The following is a 20,967-nucleotide window of genomic DNA, read 5'->3' as shown; positions in this document are numbered from 1 at the left end:
AGTGCGAAGAGACCATGAAACTTACTTTTCATTCCGTAGCTATCTTATTTATTTCCATCTTATTATCCCCTCTTTCTCACGCAAAAGAGTCATGGAAATTGTGTGCTATTTATCCACACTTAAAAGATTCTTATTGGCTTTCAGTCAATTACGGCATGGTTGAAGAAGCAAAGCGTAATAATGTTGAATTAACCGTTTATGAGTCAGGTGGTTACCCTAATGTTGAACGTCAAAAAGAACAAATCAAACAATGCGTATCTATTGGTGCTGACGCTATTCTGTTAGGTACGGTTGACCCTATTATCTATCAACATGATTTAAAAAGCTTAACCTCGGGAATCCCTACTTTTGCTACTGTAAATCAATTAACAAGTTCATTTCCGACACTCCCTCCTATTCACCTTGGTGAAGTAGGCGTAGATTGGTATGACATGGGCTATAAAGCTGGGGAATTTTTGGCTAAAAGACACCCTAAAGACTCTGGTATCACTTATATTGGTTGGTTACCAGGACCAAAAACTCGTGGCGGAACAAAACCGGTAACTAGAGGGTTTAATGACGCAATAAAAGAAAGTGATATTGTAGTTAGTGCTACCTATTGGGGAGACAATAGCAAAGAATTACAACGCAACCTTATTCAAGACGCGCTTCAAAGTGAAAAACTAGATTATTTAGTAGGTGGCGCCGTGGCAATTGAGGTTGCTATTAGTGAACTTGCTAGTAGAAAGATGCAAAATGAAGTTGAATTAGTATCTACTTATCTAAGTCATGCGGTATATCGCGGTTTATTACGTAAACGTGTGCTATTTTCTCCTACTGACAAAATGGTTTTACAAGGTAGATTAAGTGTTCAACAGGCGATTGGGTACTTAAATCATAAACCTCTACCTTTTAGATTATCTCCAAAGATAGAAGCATTAACACCAAACCATTTACCAAAAAATGTATTACTCGACTCTCTCTCTCCTGCGGAATACCGCCCTACATTTTTTGTAGGTGTGCAACGTTAGTTTCGGTGTCATTTAATTGAGATGTAAAAGTAATAAATTAAAGAAAATTATAATTAAGGAACCTTTAATGAAAAAGACAACACGGATTATCCCTGCCCATAAAAATATAGCGCTTGTGGCTCATGACCATTACAAACCAGAGCTTTTACGTTGGGTTACAGAAAACAAGGAAGCATTACAAGGTCACTTTCTATTTGCGACAGGTACAACAGGTAATATTCTTAGCAGAGAAACCGGGTTAGCAATTAAAAGTTTATTAAGCGGCCCTATGGGTGGAGATCAGCAATTAGGCGCTTTAATTTCAGAAGGTAAGATTGATATGATGATCTTTTTCTGGGATCCATTAAACGCAGTTCCTCATGATCCTGATGTTAAAGCTCTACTACGCATAGCGACTGTATGGAACGTTCCTGTTGCGATGAATCGCGCAAGTGCGAAACTAATGATTACATCTCCAAACATGACAAAAGAAGTTAAGATTGAGATCCCCGATTACGCAGCCTATTTAGCTGAACGTTTATAATCCAATACGTTATCTAGTCACCGGTTAATAAAAAGCCCTTACCTATTGTTAAGTAAGGGCTTTTTCATATATAAGCAATCAAATCATTCAAGAATAACAGGGTAATCTTTATCGACTATTTCTTGAACAAAAGGAGAAGGCTTACCATGATATGCGATCCAGACTTTTTTCTTTGCTCTGGTTAATGCGACATAAAATAAACGACGCTCTTCTGCATAGCTAAACTCCTCTTCATGAGGAAGTAATGCACCATCTAACGATTCAGCTCGAGTTTTCATTGGAAACTGCCCATCTGTCATTTCAACAATGAATACATAATCTGCTTCTGTACCTTTACTTGCATGGCACGTTTTATATTCCAAATTCAATCCAGGATAAAATGTTTTCCATTCATCAAAGCTGTCTGGTTTGTGGTTATGATTACGGCCTAAAATGAGTACAGTATCTCCTGTTTTACTATTTTTTGATAATGACAGTAATTCTTTTTCAATTGAATTATGCTCTATCACTTTTACAGCTTTTCGCTTTTGCTTAGTAAAACTGTTCAGCTCTTTTTTAAGTTGCATTGGATTTTCTTGAACGAATCTATTTGCTACCGCACCAATTTGATCATTAAAACGATATGTTGTCGATAAATGTGCAATTTGAGTTGATTGAAAACGTTTTTCAAATCCAGTAGTTAAAGATACATCAGCACCAGCAAAACGATAAATTGCCTGCCAATCATCACCCACAGCAAACAAGGTCGCTTTTTCTTGTCGTGCATTTTCATTATGACAAATAGCTTCAATTAAATCTAAACGCTGTGGTGAAATATCTTGATATTCATCAACCATGACAAATGCCCAAGGCAAAGCGTATTTTTTATTATTTATATATTGCTTCGCTTTTAAGATCATCAATTCATAATCAATCGCTTCTTCATGCTTTAACGTTCGTTCATATGCCTTGAAAAACGGCCACACGATATTTAATTCACTTTTTAATCGTGCCGCATCAACATGCGATTCTATCTTTTCTAAAATTGCCTTTTTATCCAATTGCAGGGCGTTTAGTTGACAAATTTGTTTATATAACCATTCTTGAAGTTTTTCATTATGTGATTCTTCTTTTAAATCTACATCACCACGAAGATAGGCAATTGGCCACTTTTTAAGGTGTTTTTTCCAACGATTGGTTGCCGTCGCATTTTTCCATTCAGAATCAAGTACATGAATAAACCACTCTTTACGACTTTTTACATCAGTAACAAGACAAGAAAGTTTAGGCTGTTGGTATTCGGCATGACGAATAATTTCTAAACCTAGTTGATGGAACGTAGCAACTTTAATCTTTTGGCCAATATCAGTGCCCAACTTTTCAATGATTCTACCTGACATTTCTTGGGCTGCTTGACGACCAAAAGCAAGTAATAATATTTCCTCTGGTTGCGCTTGACCACTTTCAATTAAATAATTCACTCGGGCAACCAACACACTTGTTTTGCCAGAACCAGCCCCTGCCAAAACTAAAGTATGATCTTCATTTAACAATAACGCACTTTGCTGAGATTCATTTAAAGGCTGAGATTCGCAACCAGAAAAAAAGGCCTTCCATTCTGTTTTTTGGTCTTCTAACCAATCATCATTAAGAACCTTTAATTGTAATTCAGGATCAGTAAGCCAATCTAAAACAGGCGCAATACAATCTGGTTGAAGTTGCTCAGCAAGCGGAATAGAAATTCCGGTTTTTTCAAATAAATCATACAACTTTTCAACCATCAACAGAGCTTCTGTTTGCTTTAAAAAACGACGCTGCGCTCTAAACTCTTCAACTAAATCCAACATTTGTGGTTTCAGTTGATTAAGCATCGAAATTTTAGATTCTTTCCAATCTGCGTATGAATTTAGTACTGTATTAATGATGGCATCACACTCTTGCCAAGGTAAACCAGAAACTCGCCATGCCACTTGCTCGTTGCGGTTATAAAAACACAGTGAACTCCAAATTAATCCTCTTTGAAAGGTAACCTTGCCACTCCATTTATCAAACGGAACAGATACTTGGAACTTATGTGAAGTAAACAACAGCTGCTCTTGCTCTAATTCAAGTTGATAATAGTCACCTTGAACTAACCACTGAGCGAAGGTGGTTGCTTTTATCTGCATGATTCGATACTACCTAAAGATAATTGTATTTATGAGTGAATTTCTACACTCATGAATGATTGGAAGATGGATAGGATATCAGGTTCTTTTTTTGTTGTCCCAGATCAGTATTAAGACAATGATCTACTCTCTACTACTTTTTTCTCAATAAGACTTTGTTATGATGGTTTTTTTTCAACAAATTAGATAATACCTATCGTGAGCTATCGCCAACTTTTTCGTCAATATTGGTCCAATAAAACCATTAATTTTAGTGTTCGTGTATTAATCGCTCTGGTGGGTGCCGTTATCCCATGTTGGTATCTAGAACAAAACACCGCTATAACCCCATTAATTTTAGGTATTATTGCTGCTGCATTAGCAGAAACTGACGATAAATTATCTGGTCGACTCAAAGCTCTTTTCTTAACCTTTATTTGCTTTGCCGTTGCGGCTTTCTCGATTGAACTTCTTTTCAAAACCCCCATATTATTTGCGATTGGTCTTTTCTGTTCGACTTTCTCTTTTATCATGCTTGGTGCTTTAGGTCCTCGCTATGCAAGCATTGCGTTTGGCTCTTTATTGATAGCGATTTACACCATGCTCGGTGCATCTGAAAGCCCTAATATTTGGTATCAACCCATGCTTCTGCTTAGTGGTGCTGCTTGGTATTATTCAATTTCACTGACTTGGCAAATTTTCTGGCCTTTACAGCCAGTACAACAAAACTTGGCCACTGTTTTTGAAACCATGGCGACTTATTTGAATAGTAAAAGTGAGTTGTTTCATCCCGTCACAAATTTAATACCGCAACCTTACCGCCTTCAAGAAGCAAAAAATAACGCACAAATGGTGACGGCATTGAATAACAGCAAGGCATCTTTATTAACAAGAGCAAAAGGTGGTCATGTTGTCGGTGCAAGCGACCGTTTTCTGAAAATTTATTTTATTGCTCAAGACATTCATGAGCGAGTAAGCTCTAGCCATTATCGCTATCAAGATCTTGCTAATACATTTAATCGAAGTGACATTCTCTTTCGCTTTAAGCATTTATTACATAGTCAATCGGAAGCTTGTAAAGAAGTCGCTCGTTGCTTGTCTCTTGGCTTACCTTACCAACACGCTCAAACTTCTATATTTGCTTTAGATGAACTACAGCAGTCACTTATTGCTTTAAAAGAACAACAGCGACCAGAATGGCGTTTATCTGTCATTCAATTGGAGTATTTGTTTAATAATCTCGCAACCGTTGAGCGCCAGTTTGCCAATATAAGTAACCCAGAACGAAGCTTAGAAAGTGAAGAAGATACAGTATTAGCCGATCAAGGCGCGCATACACCAAAAGCAATGTGGCAACGATTAAAAGCGAATCTAACAACAGATTCCGTTCTATTTCGCCATGCAATTCGAATGGCATTAGCATTGACTACTGGCTATGGAATTATTCAAGCATTTGATTTAGAACGTGGTTATTGGATTTTATTAACCACACTTTTTGTTTGCCAACCAAACTACAGTGCAACCAAAGAAAAACTCGTTGCTCGCGTCGCTGGAACACTTATTGGCTTATTGGCAGGGACGGCACTGTTAGTCTTGTTCCCCTCTCTTGATAGTCAGTTAGTTTTAATGGTTATTGCTGGCGTACTCTTTTTTGCTTTTCGTCTTGCTAATTACGGCTTTGCTACAGCATTCATCACCATCTTGGTTTTATTCTGCTTTAACCAATTAGGCGAAGGCTATGCGGTGATTCTTCCTCGTTTAGGCGATACAATCGTTGGCTGTATCTTAGCGGTAGTTGCTGTTACCTATATTTTGCCTGACTGGCAATCTAAACGTTTACACAAAGTAATGGCTGATACCGTTCATGCCCACCAAGACTATTTATCAAACATTATTGCTCAGTATCGAGCAGGGAAAAAAGATTCTCTTCAATATCGATTATCTCGACGCCAAGCCCATAATAATGAAGCTGCACTTAGCTCGGCAATTAGTAACATGCTTATTGAGCCAGGAAAATACCAAACCGCAGTGGACGAATCATTCCGCTTTCTTTGTTTATGCCATGCAATGCTTAGCTACATATCTGCACTTGGAGCCCATAGAGTCCGCCTAAAAGATGAAGAAACACATCAATTAGTTGCCGAATCACACCGTATTATTCATTCGCATTTGAATCAAATTCAATGCCAACTGAGTAATACCGAGTGCAGTGAAAAACTAAATATTGTCGCAGAAGAAAGCATTGAGAAACGATTATCCGAATGGCGTGATGAAGATGAAGACTCAGTCAAAATGGTACTGCAACAACTTCATTTAATGCATCAAATCTTACCTGAAATGCATGCATTATCAGCAACATTAGGCACTCAAGGAACAGAGACAAAATAGAAGGCTAAAGTTTGAACTAGATCTTTTTGGCTTATCGATAACTTGATGTTTATCAAATTTTTTTAGAACGAGGCGTCTACACTGGTGTTAGAGATACTTTTTAATAAAAGAACACCCTAACTCAGTTGGAGGCCTCACTATGAAAAGTGTATTTATTGCTGCTTTTGTTGGAATTGCTAGCCCAGATTTAATTAAACAACTCGCCTCTGTTACCCATGAGGAAGGAGGAAAATGGCTAGTAAGTAAAGTTCATTACCTTGATGCTCATATCTCAGCGGTAATAAAAATAGAAGTCCCAACAAACCATAAAAAAGCAGTACAAGATTATTTTGCATCGCAAGATGACTTATTGGTCACTTTCACTGATGCATTAGAAACGATTGTTGAACATCAACACACAAGATTAAAAGTCGATGCGGAAGACCGAGCAGGGATCGTTAATGATATTAGTAATATCTTGCAAAAAGAATCAGTTGAATTAATTGATATGAACAGCCACCGTATTGGGGTTCCAGCGAATGGCACCAGTGTATTTACCGCTACATTAAGCTTAAAGTTGCCAATATCAGCTAATATAAATGACTTAGCAGCGGAGATTGAAGCGCTGAGTAATGATATGGTCGTTACTGTTATTTAAATAAAAGCGACGAAGCAATCAAAAATGGCAGCTTACTACGCTGCCATTTTTACATCTAACGATACATATTAGCTTACCGCCCACCTCGATAATGATCGTTTAAAATCGTCATAACCAAATTCATTGAGTTTTTCGATCTCTCCTGTTGCTCTCTCGCAATATACAGATGGCATTTTCAGACCATTAAACCAGTTTAGCTTCACCATGGTATAACCCGCACTATCCAAAAAATGCAGTTTTTGACCTATTTTTAGTGGTTGCTCAAATTGCGTTTCGCAAAACTGATCTCCAGCTAAACATGAACATGAACCAATAACATAATGGTGCTGCCCCTTCTCTGACGCTTCTAATATTGAGGCTGGCTCATTATAAATTAATGTATCAAGGCGATGAGCTTCAGTAGCGGAATCTACAATGGCCGTTTTTTTGCCGTTTTCAACAATATCTACCACACTTACCACTAAGTCTGTCGTTTTGGTAATGATCGCCTCGCCCGGCTCCAGGTATAATTGAACTTGATGTTTTTCAGAAAACGCTTTTAACACCAACGCCAATTTCTCTACATCATAATTAGGCCAAGTAAAGAAGACACCGCCGCCTAAACTAACCCACTCCAAGCCATCCAAGTATGTGCCGAATTTAGCTGAAATAGCCTCTAGCAACGATGAAAATGCATCCACGTCTTTATTCTCACAATTCATGTGAAACATAACGCCATTCAAATTTTCAAACACAAGAGGATCAAGTTGATCAACTTGTACGCCTAAACGTGAAAATTCACGCGCAGGATTCGCAAGATCTTGCCCTGCATAACTAACCCCTGGATTTAAGCGAAGACCAATCGATGCTTTACCTTCAACTAAGTGACGATAAGCAGCCAATTGCGATTGCGAATTAAAGATCATCTTATCGCAAATATCGACGACTTCTTTTACATCATCTTCGCTGTAACCCACACTGTAAGCATGCGTTTCACCACCAAAAGTTTCATGGCCTAATTTTACTTCGTATGGACCACTGCTAGTTGAACCATCAAGATAAGGCTTGATGATGTCAAAAATTCCCCATGTCGAAAAACATTTCAATGCCAGTACTAATTTAACACCAGAAAGATCTTTCAAGCGCTTCGCGACTTCAAGGTTCGCTATCAGCTTGGCTTCATCAATCATGAAATATGGGGTTTTAAACTCACTTTTTTTCAATTGAGCAGTCATGATTCTCTTCTCTATAAATCGAACAAAGCCGATGAATTCATCGGCTTAAAATTAATTCACCATCATTTATAATGACGATAGTTATACCCTATTATTTTAGGGTTTTAATGTCTGGTTGTCCCGGCGTTAGCTCTTGAACATGCCAATCTAGACCAATTTTAGGCATTGTTTCTAAAAATGGATCAGGGTTTAACTGCTCCATATTAAATACACCGGCATCAGCCCATTCACCACGGAAGAATTGCAGCGCCGCAGTAATCGCTGGCACTCCTGTCGTATAAGAAATCGCTTGGTGCTCTACGTCTTTATACGCAACTTCATGATCAGCATTATTGTAGATAAATACGCTACGCTCTTTTCCGTCTTTTTGGCCTTGCACCCAAGTACCGATACAAGTTAACCCGGTATAACCCGGAGCTAATGAGGTTGGATCGGGTAATAGCGCTTTTAATACATGCAGTGGTTGAACAACTGTACCATCATGCAATGTCAGCGGCTCAGGACTTAACAAACCAATATCGCGCATACAATTAAAGTAATTTAAATAGGTGTCACCAAAACCCATCCAGAATTCAATCCGTTTTGCAGGGATAAACTCTTTCATTGAACGCACTTCATCATGTGCCATTGAATAGACTTTATGACGACCACAATGTGGGAAATCAAACTCAAGCATACGTGTATGACACGCAACTTGCTTCCACTCTCCATTTTCCCAATAGAAAGAATCCCCTTGTATTTCTAACATGTTAGTTTCAGGATCAAAATTGGTTGCAAATTTTTTACCGTGATCACCGTTATTGATGTCCATTACATCAATCGTTTCAATCTCATCAAACAGATGCTTAACCGCATATGCTGCAAAAACACTAACCACACCGGGATCAAAACCCGCACCAAGAATACCGGTAATACCCGCTTCTTTAAACTTTTCACGATAGCCCCACTGCCAATCATAGGCTTCTGGCACTTGTTGGCCTTCTGAGCATAAATCAACAGCAACAGACGTATCTAAGTAAGAAACCTGTGCTTGATAACACGCTTCCATAATTGAAATGTTAACCCAAGGAGGGCCAGTATTAATAACAAGATCAGGCTGAACTTCTTTGATAAGAGCAACAAGTGCATCAACATCATCAGCATTTACTGCTTTTGCTTCTAATTTTTTAGTCGTATCTTTCAGGTTACTTTTACCTTTAATCGATTCGATAATTTTTTCACACTTTTCAATAGTGCGAGAAGCAATCGTAATATCACCCAGTGTGTCATTATTTTGTGCTGCTTTATGTGCAACAACCCATCCAACGCCACCAGCACCAATTTGTAGAATAGACATTATTGTTTTACCCTTATTTGCTCTTGTTCAATTACTAAGTTATCAATTTGTTCCAATAAAGATTCAAAATCTGAAACCTTCAAGCATGGATTTAAGATGGTTAGTTTCAACGCGACATTATGATTAACGACCGTTTCACCTAACACGGCTATACCACGCGTTAACGCTTCTAGCCTGACTGTTTTATTTAGTTTACCTAAATCCTTGATAATTTTACTGTTAGAGCGAAACAATACGGTTGAAAGTGACGGTTCTTCCAGTAATTCAAAACGATCATTGTTTTGAATTACATCTGCTACTTGCTTGGTTTGTATCAACAAATGGTCGTACATTTTTCCTAATTGCTCTGCCCCTACATTTTGCATTGTCATGAAGACCTTTAGGGCATCAAAACGTTTAGTTGTCGCTATGGATTTGTCGACTAAGTTAGGTAGCAACTCTTCTTCGCGATTGAGATAGTCAGTATGGTGCAATACAAATTTAAAATTTGCTTTATCTTTAAGCAGCAACGCCCCGCAACTCACCGTTTGATAAAATAGCTTATGGAAATCAACACTGAGTGAATCTGCCTGCTCAATACCTGATAATCTATGCTTACTATTACTTAGAATAAGAGCTCCACCATAAGCTGCATCAACGTGAAACCACATACCTTCTGCTTGTGCTATAGAGGACAATGCAGATAAATCATCAATGGCTCCGTGATCTGTCGTACCAGCGGTTCCCACTAAAACAAATGGAATTAACCCTTCTGCTTTCAATTCACGGAGTGTTATCTCTAATGAATCGATATGGATCGTGCCATTTGAGTTTGTTTCAACACTAGATACTGAATGCTCGCCCAACCCTAATAAAGACGAAGACTTATGTACTGTAAAGTGTGATTTTTTAGAGCATATGATGCGTAATTTATTTGAATACTCTGGTAAGCCCATTTTTTGAATTGAGTGTTGACTTATTTTGTCTGCTATCCAATCGCGGGCAAGTAATAATCCCATTAGATTGCTTTGTGTCCCACCACTAGTAAACACGCCATCAGACACTGTTCCAAGCTGGTATTTTCCACATACCCAATCTATTATTTTTGCTCTACATAGGTTGCTGATGAGGCTTGATCCCACGAATCCATTGATTGATTAAGCGCTGCTATCATAGCTTCAGCAGCAATAGAGGAAAGTAATGGCGGAGTATGAAGATGCGCAATACAGTTTGGGTGCTGAACAAATATTGAGTTTTTAACCACTAGATCTGTTGTTCTATCAATCACATTCCGCAGTTCTGATGGTTCATCATCTAGATTTACGTTTTGAATGGCTTTTTCAAGTAAGGCTGGTGTAACTCCTGAATACGGGGATCTCACCTGTTCAAATACCGAAACTAATGCTTGATTGGTATGATTCAACATAGAAAGGAATTTATCACTTCCTCCTGTCCCTATTTGAATAAAGTGTTGTTTCCATTTTTCTTGTTGGTTGAATTCTTCCTGACTATTTGATTCTACCAATTGAACTGATAACTGCGACATAGCAACATCAGTTCTCTCATCAAAGAGTGCACTCATTTTTATAACTTTGAAAATTAAGATGTGAAAAATCTATCCATAGCAAAATGCATATAGAAATTAAGCCACGTAATGGCCATTATTTTTCAAAGGATCAAGGTTCGGTGATGCTTCCTGTTTCTAGGACAGGGCATAATGGAAGTATTAAGCAGATTTGAGAATGTAATTTAAATGTGTCCAATGTTGGGTTTCCCATAAGCATGACGTTACCGTCACTAGTATCCCTTCTATCAACAAATTGTTGTTGATACCTACCCTACGTATTTACTCTTTAAATTCTAATAAAAATATAAAGTTAAAACGCGTCTCCCCCAGAATTATTCCGAGATTGTGAAGGAAAATAGCACAGCTGTTCATATTATGGAAATTTTTATTCATAATCATTAAATTATAAACGTAAAAAAGCCCAATCATTTCTGACTGGGCTCTTCAATTTGGAGCGACACACGAGGCTCGAACTCGTGACCTCAACCTTGGCAAGGTTGCGCTCTACCAGCTGAGCTAGTGTCGCATGCTACATCTTACGATATAGACTTTAATCGATGGTGCCCCGGGCCGGACTTGAACCGGCACAGCGCGAACGCCGAGGGATTTTAAATCCCTTGTGTCTACCAATTCCACCACCAGGGCACGCAATTCTTTATTGCGATGCTCCTAACCAATGTGTTCTAAAAAGAACGGTTAGACACCATCTTTAAAACAGTCTGCCAATGTTACGTGACTGCTTTTTTACAAATTTGGAGCGACACACGAGGCTCGAACTCGTGACCTCAACCTTGGCAAGGTTGCGCTCTACCAGCTGAGCTAGTGTCGCATGCTACATCTTACGATATAGACTTTAATCGATGGTGCCCCGGGCCGGACTTGAACCGGCACAGCGCGAACGCCGAGGGATTTTAAATCCCTTGTGTCTACCAATTCCACCACCAGGGCACGCAATTCTTTATTGCGATGCTCCCAACCAATGCGCTTTATAATAAAGCAGGTTAGACACCATCTTTTAAGCAGTCTGCCAATGTAACTTGACTACTTTTTTACAAAATTTGGAGCGACACACGAGGCTCGAACTCGTGACCTCAACCTTGGCAAGGTTGCGCTCTACCAGCTGAGCTAGTGTCGCAAGTCTTCTCTACAAAAGAGAATGGAGGCGCCTCCCGGAATCGAACCGAGGTTCACGGATTTGCAATCCGCTGCATAGCCACTCTGCCAAGGCGCCGTTGTAGCCTCAATTGGTCGACTGCTTATTTTCGGCCTTCCTCTTGGGTACAGGACGCATTCTACTGATTCAGCACTTAGAGTCAACACTATTTTTGTGTTTTTGTTTCGTTTGAATAAAATGCGTTCAAAATGAATATAAAACAAACGAAAACAAGCTCTTCAGCCTACTTAAGGAGTAAGTTAATTGAAAAAATCGCTCTGATTACAAGAAAAGATTCAATACAAAAGCTTGTTATATCAGATCACTATACATAATTTATTTTTAAAATATAATCGAGTAGGGTGAGGCTTTTGCCTCATCCCTCTCACAGAACCGTACGTACGGACCTCGTATACGGCTCCTGCAATTTACTATTTCTTAATAAAAAGAAGCGAGTACACCTGTTTTAACTTCGTCTATTGAATACAAGCCTAGATTTTTGAACCACTGATTAGGCATCGCATAGCTTGCTAACGGACTCGCACTGTTTCGCCATGAGTCCATTTTTATGGACTTAAATGGCGGTTTGTACTTTAGTTGCTTAAGACGACGATGCAATCTGCACCGCTTCTTCCACAAACTCATTTGTACCGCTCGCAATCTCCGCCTTATCCAAGCCGCAAGGCTTTTCAGTGTGCTCGTAATATTGGCTATTTTGAAGTAGTTTACAAACCCTCTGAGCACTGGATTCAGTTGCTTTAGCACTCTCGCTAAATTCAATCCTCCATTACGCTTGGTGAGTTGTCTTACTTTCGCTTTTAATGTTTTGAGCTTCTTTTCTTGAATTGCCGTGTAATTTGTAAAAATTTCCACTCCCAAGAATTTAATACCTGTATCGCTATGTGCTATATGGGTTTTCCGCTCATTCACTTTAAGTTTTAGCGTTACTTCTAAAATATGGCTAGCTACTTTTAATGCATTCTCTGCACCCTTTTTAGAGGTGCAGAATATCAAAATGTCATCCGCGTATCGCACTATTCGATGCTTACGCCTCATCATTTCTTGATCGAATTCATCTAAGTAGATATTAGCAAGTAGTGGACTAATCACCCCACCTTGTGGACTGCCTATTACACTATTCTGCCAGTTTTCACCAACCATGACTCCACTTTTTAGAAATTGACGGAGCAAGCCTAAGATACTGCCATCCACGATGCGCTTTCGCACGAACTTGATTATCAGATCGTGGTCAAGCATGTCAAAGCATTTAGACAGATCCATATCAACAACATGCCGCTTATTATATTTACGTATAAAGAGTGTAGCTTTGCTGATGGCTTGATGACAGCTTCGCCCAACCCGATATCCATAACTGGATGGATGAAAGTTTGGGTCAAATATGGGAGTCATTATATTCGTTAAACATTGTTGAACAATTCGGTCTCGAACTGTGGGGATCCCCAATAACCTGATACCGCCATCGTCTTTGGCGATCTCAACTCGTTTTACGGGCCGCGCTTGATAGCGCTTTTCTTGTAGTTCAAGTAATAGTTTTCTGAGCTCTACTTCCAAATTTTGTGTGAAATCATCGATACGCTGCCCGTCAATACCAGCTGCGCCTCCATTCTTTCTCACTTGTTTGTATGCCACGTAAAGCGCTTGCAGTGATAGCATGCGCCCGTAAAGGCTATAGTGTACTCTCAAATTATTATCTCACATCACCTGCTGCTGACTTTATTTATGTTGGTTAGGTTTATTTCGTTGTCGCGTTAAGTTTTCTAGCAAGGCTACGCCCTTTTATTCGCAATATGCTTAACCGCCTCTATGCCTCTAGTAAAGAGAAACACTTACTCCCCGTGCCCAGTTCTATTCACAGCTTTAGTATCACCCTTAGCCATTAAAATAGAGACTTTACCTTATTTGGTAATTCGTGAACCCATCATAAATTACGTCACTTTAAGGTAATTTATAAATCACTTCCCCCCTTCGCAATCAATAAGTGCTTTTGGCTCAAATTGACTCTATCAGATATATTACTGATAGTCGGCTTGGTTTTGTCCTCCACACCATCACTGGCTTTCACAGGCCTAGCCTTACTCACTACTACGGGTTCATCTGCCACCTCACATCGGCATTAGATCTTGAGTTTCTTCTTGAATCTAAGCCACTTACTGACAATTAAGTTTAGATGCCAGGCTTCCCCAGTTATTGCACTGACTCCCTGTTAGATATGCCACCCTCAAGCACAGAATTGGTCTGACTAAGTATTGGGCTTCGCGCTATTTTGGACGCTTACCCACCAATCCCGCCGAAACAGGTTACGGTTAGTTGTGTACATCTAACTTCCTATGGCTTCCTTCAGACCTCACCGTTAGCCAGTGACGCCCTTGCCATTCAGATTGTCTTCCCCTTAGTCGGGGTGACTCTGCTATCTTGCAAGCAGACGGGTTTGCCAGCTTTGCTGGGCAAACAAAAAAGCGAACCTAAGTTCGCTTTTCATCTCAATTAACTAACTAATCGTCTGCATTAAGCAGATCATTTTTTGCGGCAGCTAAGTATTGGACCATAGACCAGTATGTCAAAATTGTTGCTACATAAAGCGCAACATAACCAACCCATACCATCCAATCATCATAACGCCAAATCAAAACCCATAGAGCAAACATTTGAGAAACTGTTTTTACTTTTCCAATCCATGAAACAGCAACACTTGCACGTTTACCAATTTCCGCCATCCATTCTCTGAGAGCTGAAATAATAAGTTCACGGCCAATCATTGTTATTGCAGGAATAGTAATCCAAATAGAATGGTAATGCTCAGTGATCAAGATTAAAGCCGCTGCAACCATTACTTTATCAGCTACAGGGTCTAAAAAAGCACCAAAACGAGAGGTTTGACCTAATTTTCTTGCAAGTAATCCATCCAACCAGTCTGTAAAACCTGCGACCCAGAATACCATTGCAGCAGCAACCGCTGACCATTCATAAGGTAAGTAAAAAACAACAACAAACACTGGAATAAGTGCTAGCCGGATAAACGTGAGTATATTTGGTATCGTTAATCGCATAATAATTCTTAAATTTTGGTCTGCTGATCCTATGGTGCGCTTTTTTTATCCGTGTTTCAACGCATCCTGTATTTTTTCTGCCAAAGAATGACTAATTCCAGGCACTTTGGCTATTTCTTCAACACTTGCACTTTTTAATTCTTGTAGACCACCTAAATATTGCAATAAAGCCTGCCTTCGTTTCGGGCCAACCCCTTCGATATTCTGTAACGTACTGGTTTTTCTTACTTTCGCACGTTGCGCTCGATGACCGCTAATCGCGTGGTTATGGCTTTCATCCCTAATATGCTGAATTAAATGCAGAGCTGGTGAATCACTTGGCATTGAAAATTCTTCACCCGACGTTTTAACCAAAGTCTCCAGCCCATGTTTACGTGTCACTCCTTTTGCGATACCCAGTAAAAGAGGTTGTTTTGGCCAATCATCCCAATACTTAGAAATAACATCATAGGCCCTATTCAACTGCCCTTTACCACCATCAATAAAGATAATATCTGGAATTTTATCTACATCGAGTTGTTTACTGTAACGACGTTCAAGCACTTGAGCCATCGCTGCGTAATCATCGCCTCCGGTTATTCCAGTTATATTATAACGTCTATACTCTGCTTTTACTGGTCCTTCCTGATTAAAAACAACGCACGAAGCAACTGTCTTCTCCCCCATAGTATGACTAATATCAAAACATTCCATCCGTTGAATTGACGCTAAGGATAATGCCTCTTCAAGCTGTTTAAATCTCTGGTAAATCGTTAATTTATGATTCGACTTACTCGTCAATGCCGTGAATGCATTGGTATCCGCTAATTTTAAATAGCGACCTTTTATTCCTTTAGGGTTTAACTGAAAAGTCACTTTTCGACCAGAAAGTTCAGTTAATGCAGCCTCTAAACTCTCACCATTAAATTCGAAACTCGTTACCACTCGGTTTGGAATGGTTCTACCCTGAGAATGATTTAAATAGTACTGTGTTAAAAAGCTTAGAAAAACTTCATCTTTTTCTGTTTTAGCTGGAATTTTAGGGAAGAAACTACGGCTACCTAAAATCTTACCTTGCCTTATCATCAGCAAATGAACGCAAGCCAATCCATTTTCTATTGCAAAACCTAAGACGTCTAAATCATCACCACTATCATCAGACACGTACTGCTGTTCTTGCACTCGCCTCATCGCTTGAATTTGATCGCGGATCATTGCGGCTTTTTCAAACTTCAATGACTGACTTGCTTCTTCCATTTGTTCAACTAATGTCTGGATAACTTGCCTGTCTTTTCCTTGCAAAAATAAACGAATAAAATCGGTTTGCTCTTTATATTCTTCATCACTAACAATTCCTTTTACACAAGGAGCTAAGCAACGACCAATTTGATGCATCAAACAAGGACGGTGTCGATTTGCATAGACTGAATCTTCGCATTGACGGATAGGAAATAGTTTTTGAATTAAATGAAGACTTTCACGAACGGCTCCAGAGTCGGGATAAGGACCAAAATACTCCCCTTTTTTTCGTTTCGTACCACGATGGATAGAGATCCTTGGATGTTTATGATTGGAAATAAAAATATAAGGGTATGACTTATCATCTCTAAGCAATACATTATATTTAGGCAAATACTGCTTAATATAATTGTGCTCTAAGATGAGGGCTTCGGTTTCTGAATGTGTCACTGTTACGTCTATTTGGGCAATATGAGTAACAAGAGCTTTTGTTTTTTCTGAAGGGATATTACTGCGAAAATAGCTAGATAATCGCTTTTTTAAATCTTTTGCTTTACCTACATAAATAACTTCAGCCTCAGTGTTATACATTCGATAAACACCGGGCTGATGAGTTACAGACTTTAAGAAAGCATTTGAATCAAAAGAAGGCACTACAATGTCTCAGCATCTAAGATACCATGACGAATAGCTAAATGAGTTAATTCAACATCACCGCTTATGTTCAATTTACTAAATAATCGATAACGATAGCTGTTTACTGTTTTTGGGCTTAAATTTAGCTGTTCGGAAATATCCGTTACTTTTTCGCCTTTAGTAATCATCATCATTATTTGTAATTCACGCTCTGACAACTCTTTAAATGGGTTCTCAGAATCAGGAGTAAATTGACTTAATGCCATCTGTTGTGCAATTTCTGGTGATAAGTAACGTTGTCCACTTTGTACCATACGAATAGCATTTACCATTTCGTCTGGACCAGCCCCTTTCGTTAAATATCCAGCCGCTCCAGCTTGCATCACTTTCGTTGGAAACGGATTTTCAGTATGAATAGTTAATACTATTACTTTCATATCTGGATTGAATCGTAAAATCTTTTTAGTCGCCTCTAGGCCACCTATTCCAGGCATGTTCATATCCATTAGAACAATATCTGCCTGCTCTGTTCGACACCATTTTACGGCATCTTCACCGCTGTGAGCTTCCCCTACTACTTTAATTCCACGGACGTCTTCAAGAATACGTCTAATCCCTGTGCGAACCAGCTCATGATCATCTACAAGGAAAACTTTAATCACAACTGACACTCCGACTTAAATTTACAGCTACCTCTACTGAGGTAAATTTTATGCTCTATTTTACCTTAAAAAATAAGGCTGTCTCATATTGATTATGCGTTAAGACGCAAAGTTTTACTATTAAAATAGTATTGACTTTAAGGTTCATTTACCTATCTATATCACGTATTAAAAAAATAAGTACATGAAATAAGAGAAGTAAGTTTCAACCTTATTACATCAATATACAATAAAAACATTCGTTAAAATAGGCCTAATTGCGACGCAGATAACTGCGTAAAATCTAAACCAATAAAAGGCAATATCCCATCCGCAATCGGTTTTAATTGTTTTTCAACATAGTGATCGTAATCTATTGGATTTTTTAGATACTCAATAGGCTCAGGCCCTGCGGTTGTAATGATATATTCAATCCAACCACCATATTTATATTGAGGTGGCTTCCCCATTTTTTGACGATAATGATCAGCCAGTCTCGCCGCTTTAACATGAGGGGGGACATTCTTTTGGTAATCATCTAGTTTTCGTCTTAATCGTTTTCTATAGATTAATTGACTATCTAGCTTTCCTGATTTCGTATCATCGACATAAGTACGAACATAGTCTTTGACTTCTTGCTGATGAAAAACTTTATCAAATAATACTTTTTGGAACGTTTGTGACAAAGGCGTCCAATCCGTTCTTACTGTCTCTAGCCCTTTGAAAACAATCTCTTCTTTACCATTTTTTCTAATCAATCCGGCATAACGTTTTTTTGAACCCGTTTCTGAACCTCGAATTGTTGGCATCAAAAACGTACGATAATGTGTTTCATATTCAATCTCTAAGGCAGAATCAATGTTGTAAATCGATACTAAATGCTGTGTCCACCACTGATTAATATGCGAAACCAAGCTCTGTCCTATATCATCCGCTTCTTCTGATGACATCGCTTTTCCTAAGGTAACAAATGTCGAATCTGTATCACCATAAATAACCTCATAACCTTTTTCTTCAATTAGCTCTCGAGTCGTTTTCATTATTTCATGTCCACGCATCGTAATTGAAGATGCTAATCGATGATCAAAGAATCGACATCCAGATGAGCCTAAAACGCCATAAAAAGAGTTCATGATTATCTTAATTGCTTGAGAAAAAGCTTTCTCATTATTACGTTTTGCTTCGTCTCTCGCAGACCACAATGATTCAATTAGTACTGGTAAGAAGTGTTTTTTTCTATGAAAACGCCCACCTCTAAAGCCTTCAATCGCTTGTTCTTCTTCTTTTCCTATCTCTTGTTTTAATCCTTCAATCAAACCAAGAGGGTCAATTCTAAATGTTCGAATGATTGAGGGGTATAATGATTTAAAATCTAGAACAAGCACTGATTCATATAAACCCGGTTTTGAATTCATAACATAGCCACCAGGGCTTGCTATCCAACTTTCACTCTCTAAGTTTGGCGCGATATAACCCGAGCGATGCAATCTTGGTAAATATAAATTAGTAAAAGCGGCAACAGACCCTCCTATACGATCTAATTCCACACCTGTTAATTTAGTTCGTTCAATAACAAACTCAATCAAATGGGTTAATTCAAAGATACGGGTAACCAAAATACAGTCTTGTAAGTTATATTTAGCGAGCGATTGCTTATCTTCACGATACATTCGATTAATTTCACCCATACGATCACTTGGGTCATGTATCGATTTACCTTCATTCAGTAACTCTTGCGCTACTGACTCTAAAGACCAACTCGAAAAGTGATATGTCGCGGTTTTAAGTGCATCGATACCATCTAAAACCACTCTTCCAGGAAAAGAAAGAAAGCCTTGTTGACGGTTTTTATCTGAATCTCGCCAATATAATGTGCTATTACCCCTACCAATTCGAAAAGCTAGGTTATGCCATTTAGCTCGTTGAATTAATAATCTAAAGTCAAAATTAATAACGTTCCACCCAATAACAATATCAGGGTCAAATGTCTGAAACCAATGTTCAAGAGCTAGTAACAGTGCTTTTTCATTATCTACCCATTGAATAGATTGAGCCGAATTTTCAGGTTCTCCCACCATAATTATTCGAGAGTCTAAATCACTATGGAGTGCCACCGAATACAAAATGCCTTTTTCAGAACATTCGATATCAAGCGAGACTTTGGTGAATTGAGGGGAGATAGGAGCTGACTTTATTTTAACATTGCGGTATTCAATATAACCTTTCTTCTGTATCGCGGTTCCTACAAAATTCAAACCGCCACAAATAAAACGCTCCATTAAATAACGGTCAGCTAATCGAATATCACTTTCAAAAATAGGCAAATCGGCATGTTCAAGCAATTGACTTACTTGACGTTTTTGTTGAGTCGTTGAAAAGTAAAGACCTACAACAGGTTCATGGTGAAAGGTTGCTAACTGGGTTTCCTTGATAAGATAACGAATGTTCTCTAATTTCAGTAAAGATTCATATTCAGGTAAGCGTTCTTTCAAAATAAAAGCAACGGCTTGTTCATTCTCAATCAATAGATGTGCGATATGACCATCACATTTAACCCATAAATCAATCAAAGTATTAGAGTTTATCTCTTTATTTTGTCGAGTAAGTAAAAAACCACTCTGATATGAATTCAATGCTTACCCTATTCTTCTTTCAATTTTATTAAACTCACTGACAACCCAACCACCAAATTCTTCTAATAAAGCAACAGTTGAACGCTTAGGGATTTTGCGTCCTTTTAATAACATGACGACCCTTTCAATTTCAGTTTGTTTTTCTGGATAATATTCCAAAAACTTTCGAGCACAAAGTACTGGATGATCATACCAGCCCTTATCCTTATGCATGACTAAAGAATAGCAGCTTCGTAATAATTTTTTCGCTATCGTTTTCTGTTGTTCCACTTGAACATTGATGTTGGTACTACCTGATATTTTTTTAGTGTATACCTGTAACCATTCCTCTATGTCCATATTCATATTTTTTGCGATCTCCCAACTTGGTTCAAAATCACCAAATCGTGTAGATAAATCATCACCGAAAACACAAACACAGCAATGACGAAGCCAAAAACCCCAACTGAATATGGATTCTAACTGCAATACCTCATTTACTTCTCCAATAGTAAACGTAATCCCAGTTATTTGAGGGTACTTAGATTGAAACCTTACCTTAATTGTATTAATTAAAGTTTGTTCTTTATTGGTTAAAGGAACTGTTGTTATCAATGTTACATCTAAATTAGAGCGGCCAGGAATCGCTTCACGCCTTGCTACACTGCCATATAAATAAATACTATGAATCGATTTAGGTACAGCAGAGCGAACATGGACGATAAGATCTTGAATGACAGGCTCGAATTCTTTTTGAAAGGGTGAATGTTTATCAATATTAGGTAAAGTATAACGAGACACAAAGCACTCCAATCAGTATAGATAAGAGAGTCATGATCGCGATTTAAAGAATAAAAAG

At 38.5% G+C, this 20,967-nt stretch carries 13 protein-coding genes, 6 tRNA genes and 1 pseudogene; 4 read left to right on the top strand and 16 right to left on the bottom strand.

The window, feature by feature from the left end:
- The first annotated feature begins 14 nt into the window (after window positions 1-14).
- Entirely contained in the window at window positions 15-1,010 is a 996-nt protein-coding gene (gene torT / locus AC2IP4_RS04860) for a TMAO reductase system periplasmic protein TorT (protein ID WP_486310617.1), read from the top strand.
- Between the two features lie 67 nt (window positions 1,011-1,077).
- Window positions 1,078-1,533, top strand: coding sequence for a methylglyoxal synthase (locus AC2IP4_RS04855; RefSeq protein ID WP_060991337.1), 456 nt, complete (start codon window positions 1,078-1,080; stop codon window positions 1,531-1,533).
- Between the two features lie 83 nt (window positions 1,534-1,616).
- On the opposite strand, the gene helD is transcribed toward AC2IP4_RS04855, so the two are convergent.
- Window positions 1,617-3,680 carry a DNA helicase IV gene (gene helD / locus AC2IP4_RS04850; RefSeq protein ID WP_486310616.1) on the bottom strand — a complete coding sequence of 688 codons (2,064 nt, stop codon included), beginning with the start codon at window positions 3,678-3,680 and terminating at the stop codon, window positions 1,617-1,619.
- 198 nt (window positions 3,681-3,878) lie between these two features.
- Between helD and yccS the strand changes: the two genes are divergently transcribed.
- Together yccS and AC2IP4_RS04840 are read left to right on the top strand one after the other, a co-directional pair.
- Window positions 3,879-6,047, top strand: a complete 2,169-nt coding sequence (yccS, locus tag AC2IP4_RS04845) for a YccS family putative transporter (protein WP_486306586.1) — start codon at window positions 3,879-3,881, stop codon at window positions 6,045-6,047.
- Between the two features lie 139 nt (window positions 6,048-6,186).
- The gene (locus AC2IP4_RS04840) at window positions 6,187-6,684 is read left to right on the top strand and encodes a glycine cleavage system transcriptional repressor (RefSeq protein WP_375322687.1); all 498 of its coding nucleotides are present in this window, start codon (window positions 6,187-6,189) and stop codon (window positions 6,682-6,684) included.
- Window positions 6,685-6,752: 68 nt separating this feature from the next.
- Here the strand turns inward: AC2IP4_RS04840 and nspC are convergent, their stop codons facing one another.
- The 15 genes and pseudogenes from nspC to AC2IP4_RS04765 form a co-directional block, all read right to left on the bottom strand.
- Entirely contained in the window at window positions 6,753-7,898 is a 1,146-nt protein-coding gene (nspC, locus tag AC2IP4_RS04835; protein WP_375322688.1) for a carboxynorspermidine decarboxylase, read from the bottom strand.
- A gap of 91 nt (window positions 7,899-7,989) precedes the next feature.
- Window positions 7,990-9,234 carry a carboxynorspermidine synthase gene (locus AC2IP4_RS04830; RefSeq protein WP_486310615.1) on the bottom strand — a complete coding sequence of 415 codons (1,245 nt, stop codon included), beginning with the start codon at window positions 9,232-9,234 and terminating at the stop codon, window positions 7,990-7,992.
- Window positions 9,234-10,738: pseudogene (locus AC2IP4_RS04825) on the bottom strand (pyridoxal phosphate-dependent decarboxylase family protein); the annotation flags it as partial. The pseudogene AC2IP4_RS04825 and the gene AC2IP4_RS04830, both read right to left, overlap by 1 nt.
- A 492-nt stretch (window positions 10,739-11,230) precedes the next feature.
- Window positions 11,231-11,306: transfer RNA gene (locus tag AC2IP4_RS04820), tRNA-Gly, on the bottom strand.
- A 32-nt stretch (window positions 11,307-11,338) separates the two neighbouring features.
- Window positions 11,339-11,425, bottom strand: a tRNA-Leu gene (locus AC2IP4_RS04815).
- Window positions 11,426-11,533: 108 nt separating this feature from the next.
- Window positions 11,534-11,609, bottom strand: a tRNA-Gly gene (locus AC2IP4_RS04810).
- A gap of 32 nt (window positions 11,610-11,641) precedes the next feature.
- Window positions 11,642-11,728: transfer RNA gene (locus AC2IP4_RS04805), tRNA-Leu, on the bottom strand.
- A gap of 111 nt (window positions 11,729-11,839) precedes the next feature.
- Window positions 11,840-11,915, bottom strand: a tRNA-Gly gene (locus AC2IP4_RS04800).
- Between the two features lie 22 nt (window positions 11,916-11,937).
- Window positions 11,938-12,011 (bottom strand) — tRNA-Cys (locus AC2IP4_RS04795).
- Between the two features lie 360 nt (window positions 12,012-12,371).
- Complete coding sequence (ltrA, locus tag AC2IP4_RS04790) at window positions 12,372-13,607, bottom strand: group II intron reverse transcriptase/maturase (protein WP_486310614.1); 1,236 nt, start codon at window positions 13,605-13,607, stop codon at window positions 12,372-12,374.
- An 839-nt stretch (window positions 13,608-14,446) separates the two neighbouring features.
- Window positions 14,447-15,001 (bottom strand): CDP-diacylglycerol--glycerol-3-phosphate 3-phosphatidyltransferase, encoded by a 555-nt coding sequence (gene pgsA / locus AC2IP4_RS04785; protein ID WP_486310613.1) that lies wholly within the window; start codon window positions 14,999-15,001, stop codon window positions 14,447-14,449.
- A 45-nt stretch (window positions 15,002-15,046) separates the two neighbouring features.
- Window positions 15,047-16,873 (bottom strand): excinuclease ABC subunit UvrC, encoded by a 1,827-nt coding sequence (uvrC, locus tag AC2IP4_RS04780; RefSeq protein ID WP_486310612.1) that lies wholly within the window; start codon window positions 16,871-16,873, stop codon window positions 15,047-15,049.
- Window positions 16,873-17,517: a UvrY/SirA/GacA family response regulator transcription factor gene (gene uvrY, locus AC2IP4_RS04775; protein WP_060991346.1), complete on the bottom strand. Its 645-nt coding sequence runs from the start codon at window positions 17,515-17,517 to the stop codon at window positions 16,873-16,875. The genes uvrC and uvrY overlap by 1 nt, the downstream gene beginning before the upstream one ends.
- 242 nt (window positions 17,518-17,759) lie before the next feature.
- Window positions 17,760-20,129 (bottom strand): DNA polymerase II, encoded by a 2,370-nt coding sequence (locus tag AC2IP4_RS04770; protein ID WP_486310611.1) that lies wholly within the window; start codon window positions 20,127-20,129, stop codon window positions 17,760-17,762.
- Between the two features lie 3 nt (window positions 20,130-20,132).
- Entirely contained in the window at window positions 20,133-20,909 is a 777-nt protein-coding gene (locus AC2IP4_RS04765) for a nucleotidyltransferase domain-containing protein (protein WP_486310610.1), read from the bottom strand.
- Window positions 20,910-20,967: the final 58 nt, after the last annotated feature.

This window comes from Aliivibrio thorii (assembly GCF_057368585.1).
Note: the sequence above shows the minus strand (reverse complement) of the source record. Positions and strands in the feature narration are given on the sequence as shown.